At 43.4% G+C, this 20061-nt stretch carries 10 protein-coding genes; 3 read left to right on the forward strand and 7 right to left on the reverse strand.

The genetic code is table 11. The annotated features are described in order from the left end of the window. Positions 1–48: 48 nt before the first annotated feature. The 3 genes from ISG33_RS06650 to ISG33_RS06660 form a co-directional block, all read right to left on the reverse strand. Complete coding sequence (locus ISG33_RS06650) at positions 49–3606, reverse strand: ABC transporter permease/M1 family aminopeptidase (RefSeq protein ID WP_195732702.1); 3558 nt, start codon at positions 3604–3606, stop codon at positions 49–51. 9 nt (positions 3607–3615) lie between these two features. Further along, positions 3616–4506 carry an ABC transporter ATP-binding protein gene (locus ISG33_RS06655; RefSeq protein ID WP_195732703.1) on the reverse strand — a complete coding sequence of 297 codons (891 nt, stop codon included), beginning with the start codon at positions 4504–4506 and terminating at the stop codon, positions 3616–3618. 232 nt (positions 4507–4738) lie between these two features. Beyond that, positions 4739–6325, reverse strand: coding sequence for an ABC-F family ATPase (locus ISG33_RS06660; RefSeq protein WP_195732704.1), 1587 nt, complete (start codon positions 6323–6325; stop codon positions 4739–4741). 195 nt (positions 6326–6520) lie between these two features. Here ISG33_RS06660 and ISG33_RS06665 point away from each other — a divergent pair, with 195 nt between their 5' ends. Beyond that, the gene (locus ISG33_RS06665; protein WP_195732705.1) at positions 6521–7006 is read left to right on the forward strand and encodes a YehS family protein; all 486 of its coding nucleotides are present in this window, start codon (positions 6521–6523) and stop codon (positions 7004–7006) included. Positions 7007–7061: 55 nt separating this feature from the next. Here ISG33_RS06665 and ISG33_RS06670 read toward each other — a convergent pair whose 3' ends face one another. From ISG33_RS06670 to ISG33_RS06685, 4 genes are all read right to left on the reverse strand, one after another. Further along, positions 7062–8171 (reverse strand): SMP-30/gluconolactonase/LRE family protein, encoded by a 1110-nt coding sequence (locus ISG33_RS06670; RefSeq protein WP_195732706.1) that lies wholly within the window; start codon positions 8169–8171, stop codon positions 7062–7064. 53 nt (positions 8172–8224) lie between these two features. Continuing rightward, on the reverse strand, positions 8225–11641 hold the full coding sequence (locus ISG33_RS06675; protein WP_229333475.1) for a S41 family peptidase: 3417 nt from the start codon (positions 11639–11641) through the stop codon (positions 8225–8227). Between the two features lie 172 nt (positions 11642–11813). Continuing rightward, complete coding sequence (locus ISG33_RS06680) at positions 11814–13805, reverse strand: putative bifunctional diguanylate cyclase/phosphodiesterase (RefSeq protein ID WP_195732707.1); 1992 nt, start codon at positions 13803–13805, stop codon at positions 11814–11816. Positions 13806–13958: 153 nt separating this feature from the next. After that, positions 13959–15215 carry a multifunctional CCA addition/repair protein gene (locus ISG33_RS06685; protein ID WP_195733074.1) on the reverse strand — a complete coding sequence of 419 codons (1257 nt, stop codon included), beginning with the start codon at positions 15213–15215 and terminating at the stop codon, positions 13959–13961. 538 nt (positions 15216–15753) lie between these two features. Between ISG33_RS06685 and ISG33_RS06690 the strand changes: the two genes are divergently transcribed. Together ISG33_RS06690 and ISG33_RS06695 are read left to right on the forward strand one after the other, a co-directional pair. After that, positions 15754–18399, forward strand: a complete 2646-nt coding sequence (locus ISG33_RS06690; protein WP_195732708.1) for a TonB-dependent receptor plug domain-containing protein — start codon at positions 15754–15756, stop codon at positions 18397–18399. 137 nt (positions 18400–18536) lie between these two features. Continuing rightward, positions 18537–20051, forward strand: a complete 1515-nt coding sequence (locus ISG33_RS06695; RefSeq protein WP_195732709.1) for a tetratricopeptide repeat-containing sulfotransferase family protein — start codon at positions 18537–18539, stop codon at positions 20049–20051. Positions 20052–20061 lie beyond the last annotated feature (10 nt).

Raw genomic sequence — 20061 nt, forward strand, 5'->3', positions numbered from 1 at the left:
ATGATACACTGAGAAAAAGTGGGGAAACAAACCCCACTTACTCCACTATCACTTCAACGCAAGCACATTATCTCTGCTGTCTCGGTCAATGAAGCGAACAAATGGATCAACCCCTGCATAAGCGGGCTTGGTCTCCACGTCGATCACTAGCTTATTTTCACCGCTTACTAAACGATGTTTCTTCCGGTACAGAATTTGGTTTTCCACATCAAAATCATTGGGGTTGTGCGAAAACAGCATAATGTCGACCACATCATCAAAGTCTTGTTCTAACTCTTCGCCCTTGCCGCTTGCTTGAAGCTGCTTGGCCGAAATGGTCAGCTCGATCTGAAAGCCACCATCGCTCATTTTCGTCACCGTATTATCTTCAAGTGCAAGATCGTACAAACTAATTTGATTGAACTGTGCATCGATGAACTCATGATTTTCGTCGCTCGTATTTTGCTTAAGTGCAGCGATAAGGTCGAGAGTTGTTGGCTGGCGTCCTTCGCTAAACTTATACTTTTCAATCAAACCCGCTAGTGCCTCATTTAAGGCATCTTCACCCATACGATCACGTATTGCCATCATCACTACTGAGCCTTTGCGATAATGAATATACTGCTGATTTTCAGAGCGTAGCATTGGCATTTCTTCTAAGTACTCATTCGCTCTGCCGCGCAGATAACTGTCGAGTTCGTAGGTAAGAAATTTACGAATTTTATCTTCGCCGTATTTCCGCTCCATCACCATTAAGGCCGCATACTGGGAGAGTGACTCAGACAATACCTGACTTCCCTGCACATTTGCTGCGCTGAGTTGATGACCGAACCATTGGTGGGCAACCTCGTGAGCCGTAATATAGTACACGGGGTCAATTTCCTTCTTGTCTCGTAAATCGGTAATAAAGCCGATATTTTCTGAGTACGGTACCGTATTAGCAAAGCTTTGAGCGAAGGACTGGTAACCTGGAAATTCAATTATACGTAATTGACGATGTTGATATGGCCCAAAGGCCTGTGAAAAATAGTCAAGGGAATCTTTCATTGACTCTATCATTCTGTCAACGTTCCAATAATGGTCCTTGTGGTAATACACCGCTAATTCTACGCCTTTGTGCATGTCTTTTTTCAGCTCAAGACGCCCCGACATTATATTGAAAAAGTTAATGATGGGCTTGTCCATTTCATACTGAAAGTAACGCCTACCATCTTGTTCCCATTGCTTGCTTAAGTAACCTGGGGCAATAGCAATCTGATCAAGTGACGTTGACAAAGTTGCTTTGAAGTCGATGAGTGCTGCATTAGGCCCGAAGAAAGTTTCGTTATAACGGCTTTCATCTTCTAAAGCATAAGCTCTTTGCGGGGGTGGAAGGTCACGCTTCCTGCGCTCGTGTTGATCAGCCAAATAATAAGCTTTGTTGACACCAAAAGACGGATACAAGGCAAAATTATTGATAAAAGTACCATTTTGAATCAGAGTGCTGTCTTCTCCTCGATCTTTGAAACCTTTGTTCGCACGCACCACTTTGAAACTTCCGGTTCGCTTGTCACCGGGAAGCATTGGCTCATCGAAGGTAAACCAAGCACTATTAAAATCAGGATCGCGCTCCCCTATCGAGCCACCTTGAATGTTTACCTCCGAAATATCGTGGTCGCGAGGGTGGTTCACTAAAAAACGCTCAATGATAGTGCCGCTTCGATTTTCAACAACAATATTGCTTATCGTTTCTATTCGGCGCGCACTTGGGAAAATAGCAATATCAGCATCTACAGATATGATAGTAGGCACAGGATCATCTTCATATTCGACAAACTCTTTTTCATAAAACTCGCTCAGCGCTTTACTGTCGTCGTTTGTTATGAAGTCATTAACCACCTTTGTGTTGTAGTGAATAACCGAGCCTGAACTCACAAATACTATCGCACAAATGCCAACAATCACCGCCCCCCTGCGACCTATCTGATAGCGTAATAACGCAAATCGTGAGCGCAGTCCTGAGTGAGGCCCACGATGCCATAAACCAAAAGACACAATACTGAATATTACGGCTAAGGAGCCCCAATATAAGGAATACCAGTTTTGAGTGACTAGAAACCAGCCATAAGCATTCATATCGGAGTATTGCAGCAAGGGCATTGAGCTATATTGAAACATATTGTGCTCTAGGCCTATTGCAGAAAAAATTAAGGATACGAAAAAATAGCCAACAAAAATCAACATACCGATATATTTATTTGGGCTCATGGTCTGAATAAAAAATGACAATACAACTAGTAGCACCAGACTCACGCCACCAAAGTAAAACAGTGATATCAAATATTGACCAATTTCAAGATTGGTATAGCCAGCACTTACCTGATTGATGATGGTCGACAACATTCCCACTAGAAAAATGCTAAAAATAACCAGACATACCGCCAAGAACTTCGATAACCAATAACTAATATTTGCGACAGGCATACTATCGGTAATGTCGCCCATACCAACGCTTCGCTCACGCCAAATCACCTCAGCGCTGTAGTAGGTGATAACAACGATGTTGACTAAACCAAAAGCCCCCTCAATTAATTGCACCATAGTTTGGGTTAAGGGGTAATTGGCAGCGCCGTATAAGCCTTGAGGTTCGAAAAACTGCGCAATGAGGTTGAAGGCACAAAATATCATCAATATGGGGAATGCAGGACTGAAAACAATCTGCTTAATTTCAAAGCGAGTTCTTGTAAAAAATTGCTGTAAGCCAGAACCCTCTTGGTACTTTACCGAACTCATTTGCAAAGCGGGCACTTCAGTAGTACTACTATTCTCTGTCTTTTTATGCCTGTTCGATTTTATTTTAAGGGGCGAAAACAAGCGGCCGAAAAGCAACAAACATAGTGCGCCAACACTCAGCCATATCGCTCTATTGGCTATTACATCTGCATTTAAGGGAATGCTCTGGCTGTTACGCTCAAAAGGGCTCCAGTATGCTGATACTTCCGCGTAGGTCCGTAAGCCAAAAGGGTCAATCAAGGCCAAGGTTTGTTGTTGGCTGGGTTCATCAAAAACGGCTGGCGCTACCAAGTAGATGATAAACAAGGCTAGCGCGGCCAAGTAAACCGCCATGATGCTTCTAAACCGCAAGGCAACGGCATAAAATATCGTCGACAACACGAAGATCGTTGAGATCGAAAATATCAAAAAGGGTGATAGGTAGTAAATGAGCTTAAAGTCGCCAAGACGCTCTTGATCTAACCATGGCATTAACGCACCAATAATTAGTGCAAGAGGAACCATACTAAAAACCGTCACGCAGACCAAAAAAGCCCCGAAAAATCGTCCTAACTGATAGGAAGTTGGCGGTATAGGCTTGGTACAGACTATCTCAGACATAAATGAACTGTCGTTACGAGTCGCCGTATTTGCCACAAAATTCACCACAACGAAAATAGCAAACACCCCAAACAAAAGCAGTATATTTGCAATCGCATGAGGGCTATTTAGATTAGTGTTGCCGCCGCTTCCAATCGACACCTGTTCAATTGTCATCGCAAGGAAAGGCAGTAGGAAGAACACCATACAAGTAACAATAAATGAGGGCTGCTTAGTGTAATAGCGCCATTCGAAAGCGAGCATTTTTAAAAACATTATTTGCTCCTAAGCCACTGCATTCGGTTGTGTTAGTCTTTGTTTGTGCAAGGTCGAAAAATATACATCTTCAAGATTCGTCGGAGCAGATTCGAAGCCTTCGGGTGCCTCTTCAGCAAGCACATGCACAACCGTTCGCCCAGCAAATAGACGCTTGGATATTAATGCCATGTTACTTTCGATTTCTTTTGCTTCATCCATGCTAACGGTTTTACGCCAGATTTTTCCTGCGAGGTTTGACGTGACTTCGATCGGGTTTCCTTGCAACAAAATTTCACCCGCCCCCAGCACCGCCATGTCAGCACAAAGCTCGGATACATCATCAACAATATGCGTAGATAAAATAATGACTTTTTCTTCACCCAGGGTGACTAATAAGTTATGAAAGCGATTTCGTTCTTCAGGATCCAGACCTGCGGTAGGTTCGTCCACAATTAACAAGTCAGGATTACCCAATAGCGCTTGTGCAATACCAAAGCGTTGTCGCATACCGCCAGAAAAACCGCTCACTGCATTCTTTCGGTGTTGATATAGATTAACGTGTGCTAACAAAGCGTTTACTGCCTCAATACGTTCGCCTTTATTGGCAATGCCCTTAAGAATTGCCAAGTGATCAAGAAGATCATAAGCGCTCACGCGTGGGTACACGCCGAAATCTTGAGGAAGATAACCAAGTCGGCGTCTGAGTTCATTTGGTTGTGAGAGTACGTCAATTCCGTCGAATGTAATCGTGCCAGCATCTGCTGCCTGTAACGTGGCAATCGTGCGCATTAGAGATGACTTTCCTGCACCATTAGGCCCCAGTAAACCGAATAGACCTTTCGGAATCGTCAGATTGACATTGTTCAAGGCCTTTACGCCATTATCATAGGTTTTTGTGACGCCAGAAATACTTAACATAACTTCCTCATTATTATCATGTTTCAGGCCTATATGAAGGGCTTTACGATATCGTTTAATAACACTATCAGTAGCGTCGCTCGAAGTGTATGTTTGTTCTTCTAAAATCCTATAAATTCTGTATCTAAATGTTACAAAAAAGCGCACTAACTCGGTCGAGTAAGTGCGCTTCTACTATTTTTGACTATCCCTAAACATGTCCAACTTATATGGTTGAGCTCAGTGACTCGTCTTAGTGTTTGGGGCTTGCGTATTCGTCGTAAGTACCTTGGAAATAGTGTAATTTCTGGTCTTTGATTTCAATAATGCTTGTGGCTAGCGTCGATACAAACTCACGGTCGTGACTCACAAAAATTAAGGTTCCATCAAAAGCTTTCAATGCCTTGTTTAGCGCCTCAATTGCCTCCATGTCCATGTGGTTGGTCGGTTCATCCATTATCAAAACATTGATGTCTTGCATCATCAATTTACCAAACAACAAACGGTTTTTTTCACCACCAGAGCAAACATTGACTTTTTTATTCACGTCGTCTGAGCTAAATAACAAACGACCTAAAATGGCTCTCACAGCCAAATCGTCATGTTTAGGTGTACGCCATTGTGACATCCAATCGAACAAAGTAAGGTCGCAGTCAAAGTCTTTTGTACTGTCTTGAGGGCAGTATCCAATGCTGGCATTCTCAGACCACTTAACAATACCCTCGTTAGCTTTTAGTTCTTCTACCAAACAACGAATGAAAGTGGTTTTACCCGCACCATTTTCGCCAATGACTGCGAGTTTAGAACCTGCCTCAAGCAATATCTCATTGCCAGAAAATAAAGTTTCACCCTCAAAGCCATGGCTCAAATTAGTCAATTCAAGCGCTAAACGATGTAACTTCTTATGCTGTTTGTAGGTGATATACGGTGACTGTCGACTAGACGCTACCACCTCAGTCAACTCAATTTTTTCTAAGCGTTTGGCACGAGAGGTCGCCTGCTTAGCCTTCGACGCATTTGCCGAGAAACGCGCAACAAAACCTTGAAGCTCTTCTATCTCTGCAGATTTTTTTGCATTCTCAGTCTGAATTTGATCTTGCGCCAACGCAGCAGCTGCTTGGTATGCTTCGTAATTTCCTGGATAGATACGCAACTCACCGTAGTCTATGTCGGCCATGTGCGTGCAAACAGAATTAAGGAAGTGTCGGTCATGTGAAATAATGATCATGGTGCACTTTCGTTGATTAAGCACATCTTCTAGCCACTTGATTGTATAGATGTCCAAGTTATTTGTTGGCTCGTCAAGCAATAAGATATCAGGGTTGGCAAATAGCGCTTGCGCTATCAAAATCCTTAGCTTCATGCCCGGAGCAACTTCCGACATTAAGCCGAAGTGATAAGCCTCTTCTATTCCAGCTTCAACTAAAAGCTCGATAGCGCGTGTTTCTGCAGTGTAACCGTCCATCTCGGCGAATTCCGATTCTAAATCGGCCACTTTCATGCCATCTTCTTCAGACATTTCAGGTAAAGAATAAATACGGTCGCGCTCTTGCTTCACTTCCCACAGGTGAGCGTCCCCCATTATCACTGCATCAATAACGGAGTACTTTTCAAAAGCGAATTGGTCTTGGCTTAAGGTGCCTATTTTCTCACCCGGAGAAATCGAAACATTACCCGACGTTGGTTGTAACTCACCACTCATTATTTTCATGAATGTGGATTTTCCGCAGCCATTAGCGCCGATTAAACCGTAGCGGTTACCGTTACCGAATTTTGCCGAAATATTTTCAAACAGTGGCTTAGCGCCAAATTGCATGGTGATGTTTGCTGTTGTAATCAAAAGAAGTGCCTGAGTAATATATTGAATAAATAAAAGAGTGAATCGCGCGGAGGATATGCCGAGTCGAATCGCGCGCGGAGTATACAGCAAATAAGCATTTGGATAAACACCAGAGCGGGTTTATCTTTTTGCAACGCTATAATCTATATTCACTATCCGATATACTTCGAGCATTATTACTTTACTTGGCCATTTATGATCCATAACGATATTCTTCGACGCTTGCGTTTCGCGCTTTCAATTAACGATGGCGCCGCTATCGATATCTTCAAATTGGCAAACTACGATATGGAAGTCGACTATCTTCATCACATCATGAAACGCGAAGAAGAAGAAGGCTTTATTCGATGCCGAGACAAGATCCTAGCGCTCTTTTTAGACGGCTTGATCATCAAACGAAGGGGGAAACAAGAAGGCGTTGAACCCAAAGTATTAAAAGGTGAAGAACGCATTTCTAATAACGAAATACTGCGCAAAATTAAAATTGCCATGACATATCGTGATGATGACATGATAGAAATTTTAAAGTATGCGAACTTTCGCGTGAGTAAGGGCGAGCTATCAGCTCTATTTCGCAAACCTGACCACAGGAGTTATAAGGCCTGTGGTGACCAGCTATTAAGAAACTTTCTTCAAGGTATGGTCAAAAAGTACCGTCCTGAGACGAAAAACAAGCCATAAAATACCACTAGTGTAAACGCCGTACCAAATATACAGTATTTGGCACGGGTAAGCCTTACTGCAAGGGGGTCACGGCAATGGCGTTGTTTTGTAGTGAACCTAAAAATAAATGCCCTTCGTGCTCTACAACCGCTGTGATAACTTGGTAGCCTTCGTCTGATTGAAGGCTATGCAGCACCTCAGCATTTTCATTTAGGCCAAGCACAAAAGCATAGTCAGAACTCGCTTGAAGAAAAAGTCTTGGCAAGCCGCCTAACAATCGCCTGAGAAAGGGATATTGCGCCAGCGCCTCTACCTTTGGGTCGCGCAGAGCGACCATCGCAACCCAGATCGTATCATCCTTGGTGTAAATGTTATCGGGCATGGCAGGCAAGTTCTCAATGAAGATGTCGCTGCTACCCTTTTTATCGCCGCTCAACCAATAGCGATGGATACGCGACCTACCCGTTTCATTGATGAGCACAAAGTCATTTTTCGGCGAAATAGTCACGCCATTGGCAAAGAATAAACCAGATATGTGTACAGAGGTTTTTTTTGAAATAGGGTTATAGCTCATCAAGCGACCAGTGGCACTGGCTTCAATAAAATCATACACGTAATTATGATAATCAAAGCGTGATGACGCATCACTAAACCAAATACGCCCTTGCTTATCAATTGCAAGGTGATCAACAAACTTAAGTTTTTGTCCCTCGTGCTCGTCAGCCAATACTGTTATCGTGCCGCCTGTATCAATCGACAATAAGCCTTTAACCGCATCAGCCACGATAAGATTATTGGCAGCATCGAATTTTAATCCAAGCGGTCGACCGCCTGTATTGACAACGAGAGAATGCGCCACATTTAGCCTTGCTCCTATTTTAGCATCTTGCAGTTTTTCCATTATGCTTGATACAGGAACTTTTATAATGCGTCCATCATCATAGGCAGTATAGAGATATCCATCATCACTTATTAGGATATCTTCAGGACCCTTTCCCAAGCCTTCTAATAATAAGCTATTCGAGAAATGGGATGTTGGCGTAAACTTTGTATCCAAACCGTCAGAGGCCGACGGAAGCCACTTAATAGGCCTCACAGGAGAAGTAAACCATAGCGCAAGTGCTATAAGACTGATGAATACGACTGAGGAATAAACTACCCGCCACACGGTTGTCGCTTTCATTTATTCCGCTCCTGTATAATACGAGCCGCTTAAGCTAATAAGCGGCTATTTGCTTAGTTTACGTCGGCTGCAGGCTCATCAACTGGCGGAAAAGGTTTAGCTTCAAGCTCGGCTACGGCTTGGTTTGCAATTTTTTCATTCAGTACGCTCACCGCCTTCATTAATTGAGCATCTTCGCCTTTGAAAGTTGCGTGAGGCAAGTTTGACACTTCGATATCAGGGGAAATACCACGCCCCTCGGTTATCCACATGCCATCCATTCTATACACAGGAAACTGGGCAACGCGAGCAATTCCGCCATCAACCACGTTATTTCCACCACTTAACCACACACCAGCGCCGGCAGTTTGCTTTCCAATAACGGTTCCGAGTTCAAGTGCTTTAACGCCTGCGGTAAAGGTTTCACCATCGGAGTAGGTAAACTCGTCAGCCAAAACAACTAAATGCCCACGAAAGGCTTGTTGCATATTCGTAGAGCTTTCACCCGATTTATCTTGCCAAAATGACCAAGCTCTCCGAAGCAGCTTTTCAATAATGATGGAGTCAATATTGCCCCCTCGGTTACGTCTAACATCAATGATCAACCCTTGCTTTTTGTATTGTGCATAAAACTCCCGAGCAAAGGTCGATAGGTCGCTAGAGGTCATTGCATATAAGTGCAAATAGCCCAAATCAGGATTTTGCTTAGTGACTTTTTGGGCATTGCTATAGACCCAATTTCGATAGCGATATCTCGACTCATTGCGGCTCGAGTCTGGTTTAACAATGTTAAGAATAGTGTCATCACCGCGCGTGGTGGTTAATAATACTTGATTGCCAGCTTGGTATTCTAATGCCAACACTAAATCGGCCTGAGTACGCACAGTTTTATTGTTAACCGCCACGATGATGTCACCTACCCTTACATCTATACCGGGCTTGTTCAGTGGCACTTGTTGCGCGGGTAGTTCTGGGTCGTGCAAATAAATATGGGTAATTTCGACACCCTTATCAGCATCTCGATAAACACCGCCTAAAACCGCTGATTGCGCAACTTGGTCGTTGTCGTTAGTGTCGCCACCGCGAACCTGAGAATGCAAGGCATTTAGTTCCCCCATCATCTGTTTGAAAATATCATTCAGCTCTCGACGATCAGTAATACGATCAACTAGCGGTGAATAACGTTCCTTAGCCGCTTGCCAGTCGATACCTCTCATGTTTGCATCAAATAAACCATCGCGATGCATTAACCAAGCATCCCGGAACATTTGATGCCATTCTTCTCGTGGCTTAACGCGTATTTTCCAATCTGCGCTCTGCACACGGTGCTCATTAGCGTTATTTGGGAATGACGAACCCGCTTGTACTATGTACATGCTAGTAGATGCTCGTCGGCCTTTTACCACGAGCATTTTTTCACCATCATTCGAAAGTGTGTAAGCGTTTATATTTGAGGTAAAGGTACGTGGTTTCGTGTTGTGTTCAATGCGAATAGACTTGAGCCTTTCACGCTCGCCGGGCTCTGATACTTCGTCTTTAACATAAAGGAAGCTTTTGTTTGCCGACAAGTCAGAATAATTACCTGCACTTACTGGCACTTGCCACAAGCGCTCTGATAATCCTTCCCAGTTTATATCGAGAAAGCTTAATTCATCGTCACTGTTCGCATCGCCATTATTCTCAGCGTCATCGTTATCGTCCTTAGTTACATCGTCTGGTTCTTCAGCCCTTAGTGGCTCTATTTCTTCAGCAAAACCAAACTCAGCATCTTGATTGAGCGCGATGGCGAAGATGAGTGTTTTTCTATCAAAAGCAGGGCCCATATTTCGGTCTCCCCATGGGCTTGCTGGAGAAGCGTCAAAATTTCTATCTGACAAAAAGTATAACCAATGTCCTTTAGCGCCAAAGGTTGGGCTGTACGACTCGTACTTTTCTGATGTCAGCTTCTGCTGTTTTTCTTGCGAAATAGACTGCAAAATCACCGAACTTCTCTCTTCACCTTTAAGCTGAGCAGAAAAGGCAAATGTATCGCTGTCTTTCGACCAAACGAAATCACCAATACCATTAACCAAGTCACTTCGAATAAGGGTATTAGTTTGAGCTTCAATATCGTAAATGAATAGCTTACCGTCTGCGCTGTTATGGGCAATACTTTCACCATTTGGCGATAGCCACATAGCATCGCGGGCTGCACTTCCATCGTTCGTCAATTGTTGAGGAGCAGATAAACCGTCAACGGCGAAAGCCCAAATCTCGTTTTCACCGGTGATATTATTGAAGGCATAGACTGTTTTAGCATCTTGACTGAGAATAGCATTTCGGCTTCGTGAGACAGGATCGGTAGCGACTTCAACTAAGCGCGCCGTAGAGCTATTTGCTACCGCAATTTTCCCGCGTGCGGTAATAACCACTTTATCGGCTGTCGGCGACAAACTCACATCATTTAAGTTGGCCAATGGTGTTTCTATCCAGCGTTCGCGCAAATTTGGAAAGTCGGAGGCCAGAGATATATTGGCCAATTCACTGTGATTTTTTACCAAGTCAAGCAAGTAGATGTCGGCACCGAGTTGGTAAGATATTTTGCCTGCATGCATATCAGCAGAGCGTACGCCCCATTCTACATGCTTGGTGATTTGTTCAATATCACTGCCATCGCTTGCCATGCTCCATAAATTGTCAATACCACTTTCATTACTAATGAAGTAAACCCGTTCGTTAAACACCATCGGGTTTTTAATTGAGCCACTGTGGCTATCGCTAAGACGCAGAGCCTCTTCAGAAGAATTTAACTTATAGCGCCAGAGTTCACCTGTGGCACCACCTTTGTACTGATTTGCATTATCACCGCTAGACTGCAGGCCATGTTGAACGAAGTAAACATACTCCCCCTTGCTGTCTATGACGCCTTCAATCGCATCCGATAAAGCGATTGTGGACGTCTTTAGACTATCGGGTTCAACTGTTTTTAGTACCCAACTATTTGCTGGCCCCGTTACTGTTGTTGCGGTTCGATAGAGTACCTTGCCATCTGAGGTCCACGCTTGAGCATGTGCACGACTGTTTTCAAAGGACACTCGCTTGGCCTGTCCGCCACTCATAGGCATAACGTACACCTGCGTTGTTCCAGAATAATTAGCAGAAAACGCAAGATACTTACCATCGGGGGAAATATGCGGAAATGTTTCTTCTGCTGAGTGAGTAGTGATACGAACAGCCTCAACGCCTTTATTAAAAGAATGAGATGTTGCTCGCCAAAGGTCCCCATCTGAAGCGAAAACTAGAGTATTTAAGGTATCAGAAGACTCAGCGTGCGGGCTTTTTTCATCTATTGAATGTTGGTAAATAGCGGGGCTTTGAAAATACCCTAGTTTGTCTGAAGCGCTTACCATAAAGGAAGGTGCTAATAATCCGATTGCCGTGACAGAGAAGCTGGTTTTTAGAACAGATGTCGCCAGAGTTTTCAGACGAGCAGATTGAGCTATTCCTTTCATTGTGTTCCCTTTTTTGCGTTTCTACTAATACAATTTGGCGTTTTGATACACGGTTGGGCTCCATGTCGCAGAGCTCACTAGTCTGTTATTTAGAAAACAAAAACCGTGACGCAAAATAAATGAACCCAAAGCATAAAGAGTTTCTCAATCAATTTCCAACTTCTGATAAAACTTATGATTTTTTGAACTTCTGATACCAGTCAGTCAACTCGGCAATTGGCATTGGATAACTGAAGTAATAACCTTGGGAACATTGGATGCCAATATCAGCAAGCTCGTCTGCCTGAGCTTTGGTTTCAACACCTTCGGCAACCACAGAGTAACCCAGCTCTTTCGCAATATATTGAGTCGCTTGGATAATGGCTTGGCCGCCTGTGGCCATAGATGAAATGAAAGACCGATCTATTTTGACGATATCTGCAGACAATTTCTGGAGTTGCGACAACGAAGAAAAACCGGTTCCAAAATCATCGACAGACACTTTAATACCTAAGCCTTGAAGAGCTCGAATTCGCTCTAGCATCATGTCAACATTGCTTTCAAACATTGACTCCGTGATTTCTAAGTGTAAATTGCTCGCACTGAACCCTGACGAAACAAGGGCATTTTGTACGATAGCAATAAAGTCTGCCCTGACCAATTGTGATACTGACACATTCACTGAAATATTAACGTGGTCGTCAAATATCCACGAACTAGACTCACGGCAGGCCTCCATTAACACCCATTCTCCGATATCATGGATAAAGCCATATTGTTCAGCGATAGGGATAAACTCATGTGGCGGGACCATTTCGCCTCGATAACGCCAACGCAGCAAGACCTCACAAAATGAGACTTCTTTTGATTCATTGTCGATAACGGGTTGATAAACTAGATGGAACTCATTCTTTTGCAGAGCCAGGGCCAAGCCCTCTTTGATCTGTTGCTCACGAATTTGAGATTGACGCATCTCATGAGTAAACACCGATACATCTGCCTTATTTTTTTCTTTTTGGATATACATTGCGGTATCGGCTAATGAGATAAGCTCAGTTTCATCACTTCCATGCCGTGGGTACATTGCCACCCCAATTGTTGCGCCTACCGACAGCTTGTTTGAATCAACCTTAATATGTTGAGATAAGGATGCTATTAAGTCGCGTCCAAATTCAACAGCCTCACCTTCATCTAAATCTTCAATCACCACAATAAATTCATCACCGCCCCACCGGCACACATGCCCTGCACCGTTGGCGAACAAAGTAATACGCTGTGCAATAGCCACAAGGACTTTGTCACCAACGTTATGCCCTTGTGTGTCATTTATCGCTTTAAAGCCGTCAAGGTCGATAAATAGGAGCGCAAAGCCACGAGCTTGAGACTGACAGAGAGAAATAATGTCGCCCAGACTTTTTGAAAATGCAGTTCGGTTAAACAGTCCAGTTAGGGGATCAATATTTGACAGTTCAAAAATTTCCTTGGTACGCAGTCTTACTTTATTTTCTAAGTCTGCATTCACAGCGAGGATTTCTTCGTTTTTATCAGCCAAAGCTTTCACAAAATCAGTGTTTTGGTTTTTAGTCACGATGGCGTTCCTCGTAAACGCCGCCGTTCTCCAACTCCCCAAAATCATGATAAGAGAGAAAAACAAACCCAAATAACCCAAAACGTTTTTATTTGGGTCTTCTCCTATCGCCATTAAAAAAGACATAGGAAATATCAACAAGAATGAGTAACAAACGCCGAGTGTTCGATTACCAGAGAGTACCGTTGCACTGCCACCTGCTAACGAGGCTAGTATGATTATCGTCATGCTCAATTCGAGCCAGCTAGCGTGGTCAACGATAGTGATGGCGTAAGTTGTCCACGCGAAGCTACTAAGTGCAGCCATGCTAATAAAGCGGCGCTTAGCTTGCAGAAATGCATATGATGTACCGCGGAGATTCTTATGCCAATATGAGGTGTCTAACAGTCTGATTGTTAGCAACAGCATAAAAGCGATAAACCAGTAAAGCTTGAACTCGCCAAGTACTGGGTCATCACCAAATATCAAAAACAACGCGCTTGCGCAGGCGATCGAAACAAGCACGCCGCCAAAGCTATCGTCATAAAGCGCAGTAACTAGGTCACGCTCTATAGCATCATTAGGTTGTTCATCTGGTGTCTTAATAATCTTTACCATCTGGTTGCATGAAACACGGTTTGGAGTGCAAACTTCAGCGAAGATTATACGTTATTTGGCATTTTTGGCTTCGGTATTGCGCGCGCATTGGGTATGAAAATTAATGCCAATGTATCTATTTATGAAAAAAGTAAACGCATGATTCTGAGTACTTCAGGTTTGCGATAGCGTCTTCTTTATTTCTCTGATGCAATCTATCTGAGCTAAACGCAGCGCTTCACCCAAGGCTTTTCCCTTCAAACCTTTGGTGATGGCATCTTGCACCACTTTTTTAGCATCCAAGCTTTGCAACGCCGACAAATACGACATAGCGATATCTGCCTGTCGATATTCTCTATCCTCGAGCATTGGCCCTCGGCCTTGGCTATCACAAACACAGGCTTGCAAAAACTGCAAGAAGCGTTGTGGCTGTTTAATCGCATTGAGACTATCGACAATCAGGCCTTGAATACTTGCTGCTTTTAATTCAGTTATCTTGTGACATTTAGTATGAAATTCGGCCATTAAACAGCCCAAGTTCACCAACTTTTTTGGCACTCGGTAGCGGTCTCCAAATGCTTTGATAGGCTCTACACCGAGTTTTTCATGTCCGTGCAGTTTTCCGTGCTGCGCATAAGCGACGGGTTTGCCAAAATCATGAGTGAGAGCGGCAAAACGAGTTGGTAAATCAAAATCTAAATCGGCAGCTCTTTTGAGCACTAGCATGGTGTGAATGAATACATCACCTTCTGGATGATGCTGTTTGGGCTGTGGGATATTATGCATCGCAATAAGCTCAGGAAATAAACCAAGATCGCAAAGAGTTTCGAAAAACAAATGAGGATGTTTCTCCATTAGCGCCTTTTCCATTTCTTTCCAAACTCTTTCTGCGACTAAGTAATCGAGCTCCCCCTTGTCGCGCATCACTTGCATGAGTGCTTGGGTATCAGGATGAATTTTCCATTCAGGGCCAAAGCGCGCCAAAAAGCGGGCAACCCGCAATACTCGCACGGGGTCTTCCTGAAACGCTGCGGTGGTATGCTTTAATACTTTGTTTTTTAAATCTTGCTGGCCATTAAAGGGGTCGATTAATTGCCCCTTTGCGTCCATCGCCATTGAATTAACCGTTAGATCGCGACGAGCCAAGTCTTCTTCCAAACTTACCGTGCTATTCGCATCAGTAACGAAACCAGCATAGCCTCTTCCACTTTTACGTTCGGTGCGAGCGAGAGCGTATTCTTCTTTGGTAGTTGGGTGAAGATATACAGGAAAGTCGGCACCAACAGGCAAGAAACCGGCATTTAACATAGACTCAGTTGTTTCTCCCACTACCACGAAATCCATATCCACAGTTGCTCGACCCAACAATTTGTCGCGCACAGCACCCCCCACTAGATACACTGCGTTGAGCTGGTGCGGAGGCTCAAAAATAAGAGCATCAGAATTAATCAGGGCTTTTTCGGTAGGCAAGCTAGGTTTTTGAATGAGTATTCCTCTGTTATTTTTAGTAGGTGCTTCAACACAATTATTATTCAACGGCTACGATTGAATGTAAATGACCTATACACTTACAAGCTTGTAAAAAAATATATACATGATGATTGCTTTGCACACATGGTTAAAAAAACAGCGAGCAAACGATGAAATAAAGTAAAAAGGAATATAGTAAGTGCTATCACCCTTGCGCTGCTAGCCGCATAACTATTAGGGTTCAAGTAAGGTTCAAGAATAGTATAATAAACAATCAAAACGATAACGCGCGAAAAGCTCATCACAATTACTAGAAATAAATGAAAATTTCCTCACAATTGCATTGAAATTTAAGTATAGGCACGATATACCTATGCTAGCGATAGGAAAGTAACAAAAGATACCTTCTAGTTATATCGCGGACATAAACCAAGAAAATAAAAACAATAAAAATCAAAAAAATTGGTACTGGAATCAATAATTACATTTGGGATAACACATGAAAAATAACATAAACTTCTTGAGCAGAAGTGTGCGCGTCGGTCTTGCGACTGCTGCAGCCGCCTCTCTCACCATTGCCTTGCCTACCATGGCACAAGAAAACGAAGAACAAGCTAAAGCCGTTGAAAAAATCGCGGTAGTTGGTAGTCGTGCTGCGCCGCGCTCTATTGGTGATTCACCAGTACCAATTGATATTATTGGTGCCGATGAGCTGTCCAAATCAGGCAACACAGACATGCTAGAGATTTTGAAAGGCACCGTGCCTTCATTGAACGTGCATGCAAATCCAATCAGTGATGCAGCAACACTGGTACGCCCTGCAAACCTTCGTGGCTTGTCAGCAGATAGCACCTTAATTTTATTAAATGGTAAGCGACGCCACCGTTCTTCTGTTATCGCCTTTTTAGGTGGTGGCATAAATGATGGTGCTCAAGGCCCTGATATTTCGGTTATACCAAGTATTGCTTTAAAGCAAGTTGAAGTGCTTCGCGACGGCGCTGCCGCACAGTACGGTTCTGATGCGATTGCTGGTGTAATGAACTTTGTATTGCGTGATGATGCTGAGGGCGGTTCAATTTCTGCTCGTCACGGCGAATATTATGAAGGTGACGGCACCACTACACAGATCTCAGGTAACGTAGGTCTACCATTTACCGATAACGGCTTTGCTAACCTAAGTTTTCAGTACAAAAATGCCGACGCCACTAGCCGAAGTGTTCAGCGCCCAGACGCTGCAGCTTTCGCGAATGCTGGTTTGGACGTAGCTGACCCTGCGCAAATTTGGGGTTCTCCAGAAGTTAAAGACGACATCACTATATTTGGTAACGTTGGCTTAGACCTAGGCGACGACAAAGAATTCTACATGTTCGGTAACTACTCTGAACGTGATGTACGTGGTGGTTTCTATTATCGTAATCCAACCACTCGCCCTGGTGTTTATGGTGGTGTTGTTCGTAACGTTGGTGGTACGCCAAGTTATCGCCCAGGTGATGATGATCCAGCAGGTCAAGATGCGTGGGACGCGGCGCCTGCAACGATATTAGTAGGTTCACTTGATGGTTTATCGCAACAACTCAACTGCCCTGTCGTGGAAATAGGCGCAAATGGTCTTCCTGATGCAACAGCTTTGGGCTCTTTAACTGCAGCAAACTGTTTTGCTCATAACCAGAATATTCCTGAAGGCTTTACACCAAACTTTGGCGGCAATATCACTGATACATCACTCACTATTGGTACAAAGGGTGAAATTAAAGAAGGCTTCGCTGAGGGGTGGTTCTACGATATTAGTGGTTCTGTAGGTCGAAACGAAGCGCAATTCTTGATCTTCAATACCCTTAACTCTTCTCTTGGTCCTGATACTCCCCGTGATTTTGCACCGGGTAAATACATTCAGTTAGAGAAAAGCTTTAACTTCGATATGGTTAAGCAATTTGACTGGGACTTATATGATGTAGTTAACGTTGCCGGTGGTTTAGAGTGGCGCGAAGAGAGTTTTGAGGTGATTGCGGGTGACGAAGCGTCATTCACCAATGGCCCATTGTTCGACCAAGGCTTTAGTGTTGGTTCAAATGGCTTCCCTGGCTTCAAACCTTCAGACCAAGGTGTATCGACCCGTCGTAACTATGCACTTTATTTAGATACTGAAATTCCGTTTACTGAAGCTTTCTTGGCGGGTGTTGCGGTTCGTTATGAAGATTATGATAGCTTTGGCTCAACAGCCAACTTTAAACTAAGTGGTCAGTTCCATGCTACCGATGATCTGAACTTCCGTGGCTCGGTAAGTACTGGCTTCAGAGCACCTACCGTTGGTCAAGCTAATGTGAGTAACGTACAAACTAACCTCAGTTCAGGCGTTTTAGTTGATTCAGCCTTGTTGCCACCAACGAATCCGATATCAGCTTCACTTGGCGGATCTGAACTAGAGCCTGAAGAGTCTGTAAGTTATACCTTTGGTGCTGTATATACTCTCGGCGATGTATTTATTACACTTGATTACTACAACATTCAAGTGGAAGACCGCATCAGTCAATCTGAAAAAATTAACCTTACCGAAGCTGACAAAGAGGAGCTTATCGCTGCTGGTGTCCCGAATGTTGCTGGTTTAGCTCAGGTAAGTTTCTTTACCAATGACTTTGATACAACCACAACCGGTATTGATTTAGTGGCTAACTATAACGCTGACTTATTTGGTGGAAGTTCATTATTCAGCTTAGCTTATAACTGGAATGAAACAGAAGTTGATCGCTTCTCAGACATCACTGGTGCCTTCAAAGTGAAGCGCCTGGAAGAAGATTTACCTAACCATCGTGCTACAGCGACTTGGGCACAAAACATGGAAAGCTATTCTTTCTTCACTCGTGTTAACTACTTTGGCGAATATCAAGGTGTGCATGTAGATTTTGATGCTACTGCTATTACAGCAGACGCGGCTGTCACCGTAGACTTTGAGTTTAACTACTTCTTAAGCGAAGAAATCACCTTAACAGCCGGTGCTCAGAACATCTTTGACCAAGATGCAGAGCGTATCGACATTCCGGATGATGTGGGTATTCCGAACAATAACTGGGGCGGTATCTATTATGAAACTTCTCCATTTGGCATAAATGGTGGTTACTATTACTTGCAGGCAACCTACAACTTCTAAGGCTTCAAACGCTTAGAATCACTGTACATAGAAAGCCTTATCAGCGGATAAGGCTTTTTTTATTCCTATAAAAAAGTGTTATTATTGAAGTATAGTGTTGTATTCACCTCTATCACCTATACGAGGCTTCCTAAGCAATGGCGCAAGAATTAACCTGGCAACAAGCGCTTGATGCCGCCTATAGTGCATTCGATAAAAGCGATTATAAAAGCGCTTACTCGCTGTTCAGCCAGTTGCTACGAGCTAAACCCAACAATGGCAGTGTGCATTTGGGTTTTGGTAAGTTACTCGCTCAGCTTGAGGAATTCGACCAAGCTATTCAGCACATTTCTAATGCCTGTAAATTGCTACCACAGCGCTTTGACTGTTTGCTGGAGTTAGCCCATCTATTTGACCTGGTGCATTCACAAAAAGACGTTAAAACAACCTTAGAGTTCGCACTAGATCAATTCCCTAACGAAGTAGAGGTGATTTACCACTTAGCCACTTTCGATAAGGAGACGGGCAACTTTCAACGCGCTCTTACACTCAGCCAAAAAGCTTTGACGCTGCTTAGGTTAGAGGAGTTAGATAAGCAAGAAATTAGCGGTATCGAGAACGGTCAGCACGTCATTAATTTGGCCTTGCATTTCTACTTATTACAACTGAGCTTGCCACTCAAACAAGACTACGAAGCGATGTGTGAAGCTCTTCTTAGTTTGATTAAGCATGTGAGAGTTGACGACAACAAAATGTTATTGAATTATGCATTAGGTAATGTCGAAGAAAAGCGCCAACACTTCGCACAAGCATTCGATTATTGGTATCACGCGAATCAATACCAACGAGGTTTATGCAGTTTATCCACCGGCGAACTCGCCCCCTTTTTTAACAGCATAAAAAACCTACGCTCAAATGAGCATCAATTGCCTACAGCGGAAGAACAGCCCTCAGAGAATTTTTGTCCGATTTTCATTTTGGGTTTACCGCGCACTGGCTCTACTTTGTTAGAGCAGCTCTTGTGTGAATTTGAAGATGTTGATAGTCTCGGAGAAGAGCCGATTTTAGCAAAGCACTGCGCTGGATATTTGGCACACACGTTACAGCAGCCCTTTCCAGAGTTCATAACAAATATAAAACAAGAAGATGCAAGAACAGCTGCCAACATTTACATTAATGCACTTCGTAAAAGACAGCTCAATTCAAGCTTCGTGATTGATAAACTACCCTCAAACTTTCAATCAATCGATTTGATCGTTGCCCTATTTCCAAACGCAAAGATCGTCCACATCAGAAGAGAGTTCAAAGATACTGCTATTTCTATCTTTAAGAACTATTTTGCCGAAAACGAGCCTTACTTTTGCGACCTGCAGGAATTAGATATCTACCGAGCTCATTACGAAGACTTGATGGCTCATTTTCATAATAAATACCCTAGAGCAATTTTTGACATTAACTACGAAGCTTTAGTTAGAGACCCTCACGCAAACATACAAGCCCTTATCAATTTTTGTGGTATCAAAACGAAAAAAGCCCAGCAAAAGTCTGAGCTTAATTCCTTAACACGTATCAAAACCCTTAGTTCCACGCAAGCAATAGCGCCAGTAAGTGCGGGTTCTATCGGTAGTTACAAAAACTATGAAGAACAACTCCGTCATGCAGGGTTACTCTAAACCCGATAAT

It is taken from the genome of Marinibium conchae, assembly GCF_015595035.1.
Classification (GTDB): Bacteria; Pseudomonadota; Gammaproteobacteria; order Enterobacterales; family Alteromonadaceae; genus Glaciecola.

Coding starts and splice junctions, on each gene's coding strand:
- ISG33_RS06650 (WP_195732702.1), bottom strand. CDS start 3,606: ATGTTTTTAAAAATGCTCGCTTTCGAATGGCGCTATTACACTAAGCAG.
- ISG33_RS06655 (WP_195732703.1), bottom strand. CDS start 4,506: ATGTTAAGTATTTCTGGCGTCACAAAAACCTATGATAATGGCGTAAAG.
- ISG33_RS06665 (WP_195732705.1), top strand. CDS start 6,521: ATGATCCATAACGATATTCTTCGACGCTTGCGTTTCGCGCTTTCAATT.
- ISG33_RS06670 (WP_195732706.1), bottom strand. CDS start 8,171: ATGAAAGCGACAACCGTGTGGCGGGTAGTTTATTCCTCAGTCGTATTC.
- ISG33_RS06675 (WP_229333475.1), bottom strand. CDS start 11,641: ATGAAAGGAATAGCTCAATCTGCTCGTCTGAAAACTCTGGCGACATCT.
- ISG33_RS06680 (WP_195732707.1), bottom strand. CDS start 13,805: ATGGTAAAGATTATTAAGACACCAGATGAACAACCTAATGATGCTATA.
- ISG33_RS06690 (WP_195732708.1), top strand. CDS start 15,754: ATGAAAAATAACATAAACTTCTTGAGCAGAAGTGTGCGCGTCGGTCTT.
- ISG33_RS06695 (WP_195732709.1), top strand. CDS start 18,537: ATGGCGCAAGAATTAACCTGGCAACAAGCGCTTGATGCCGCCTATAGT.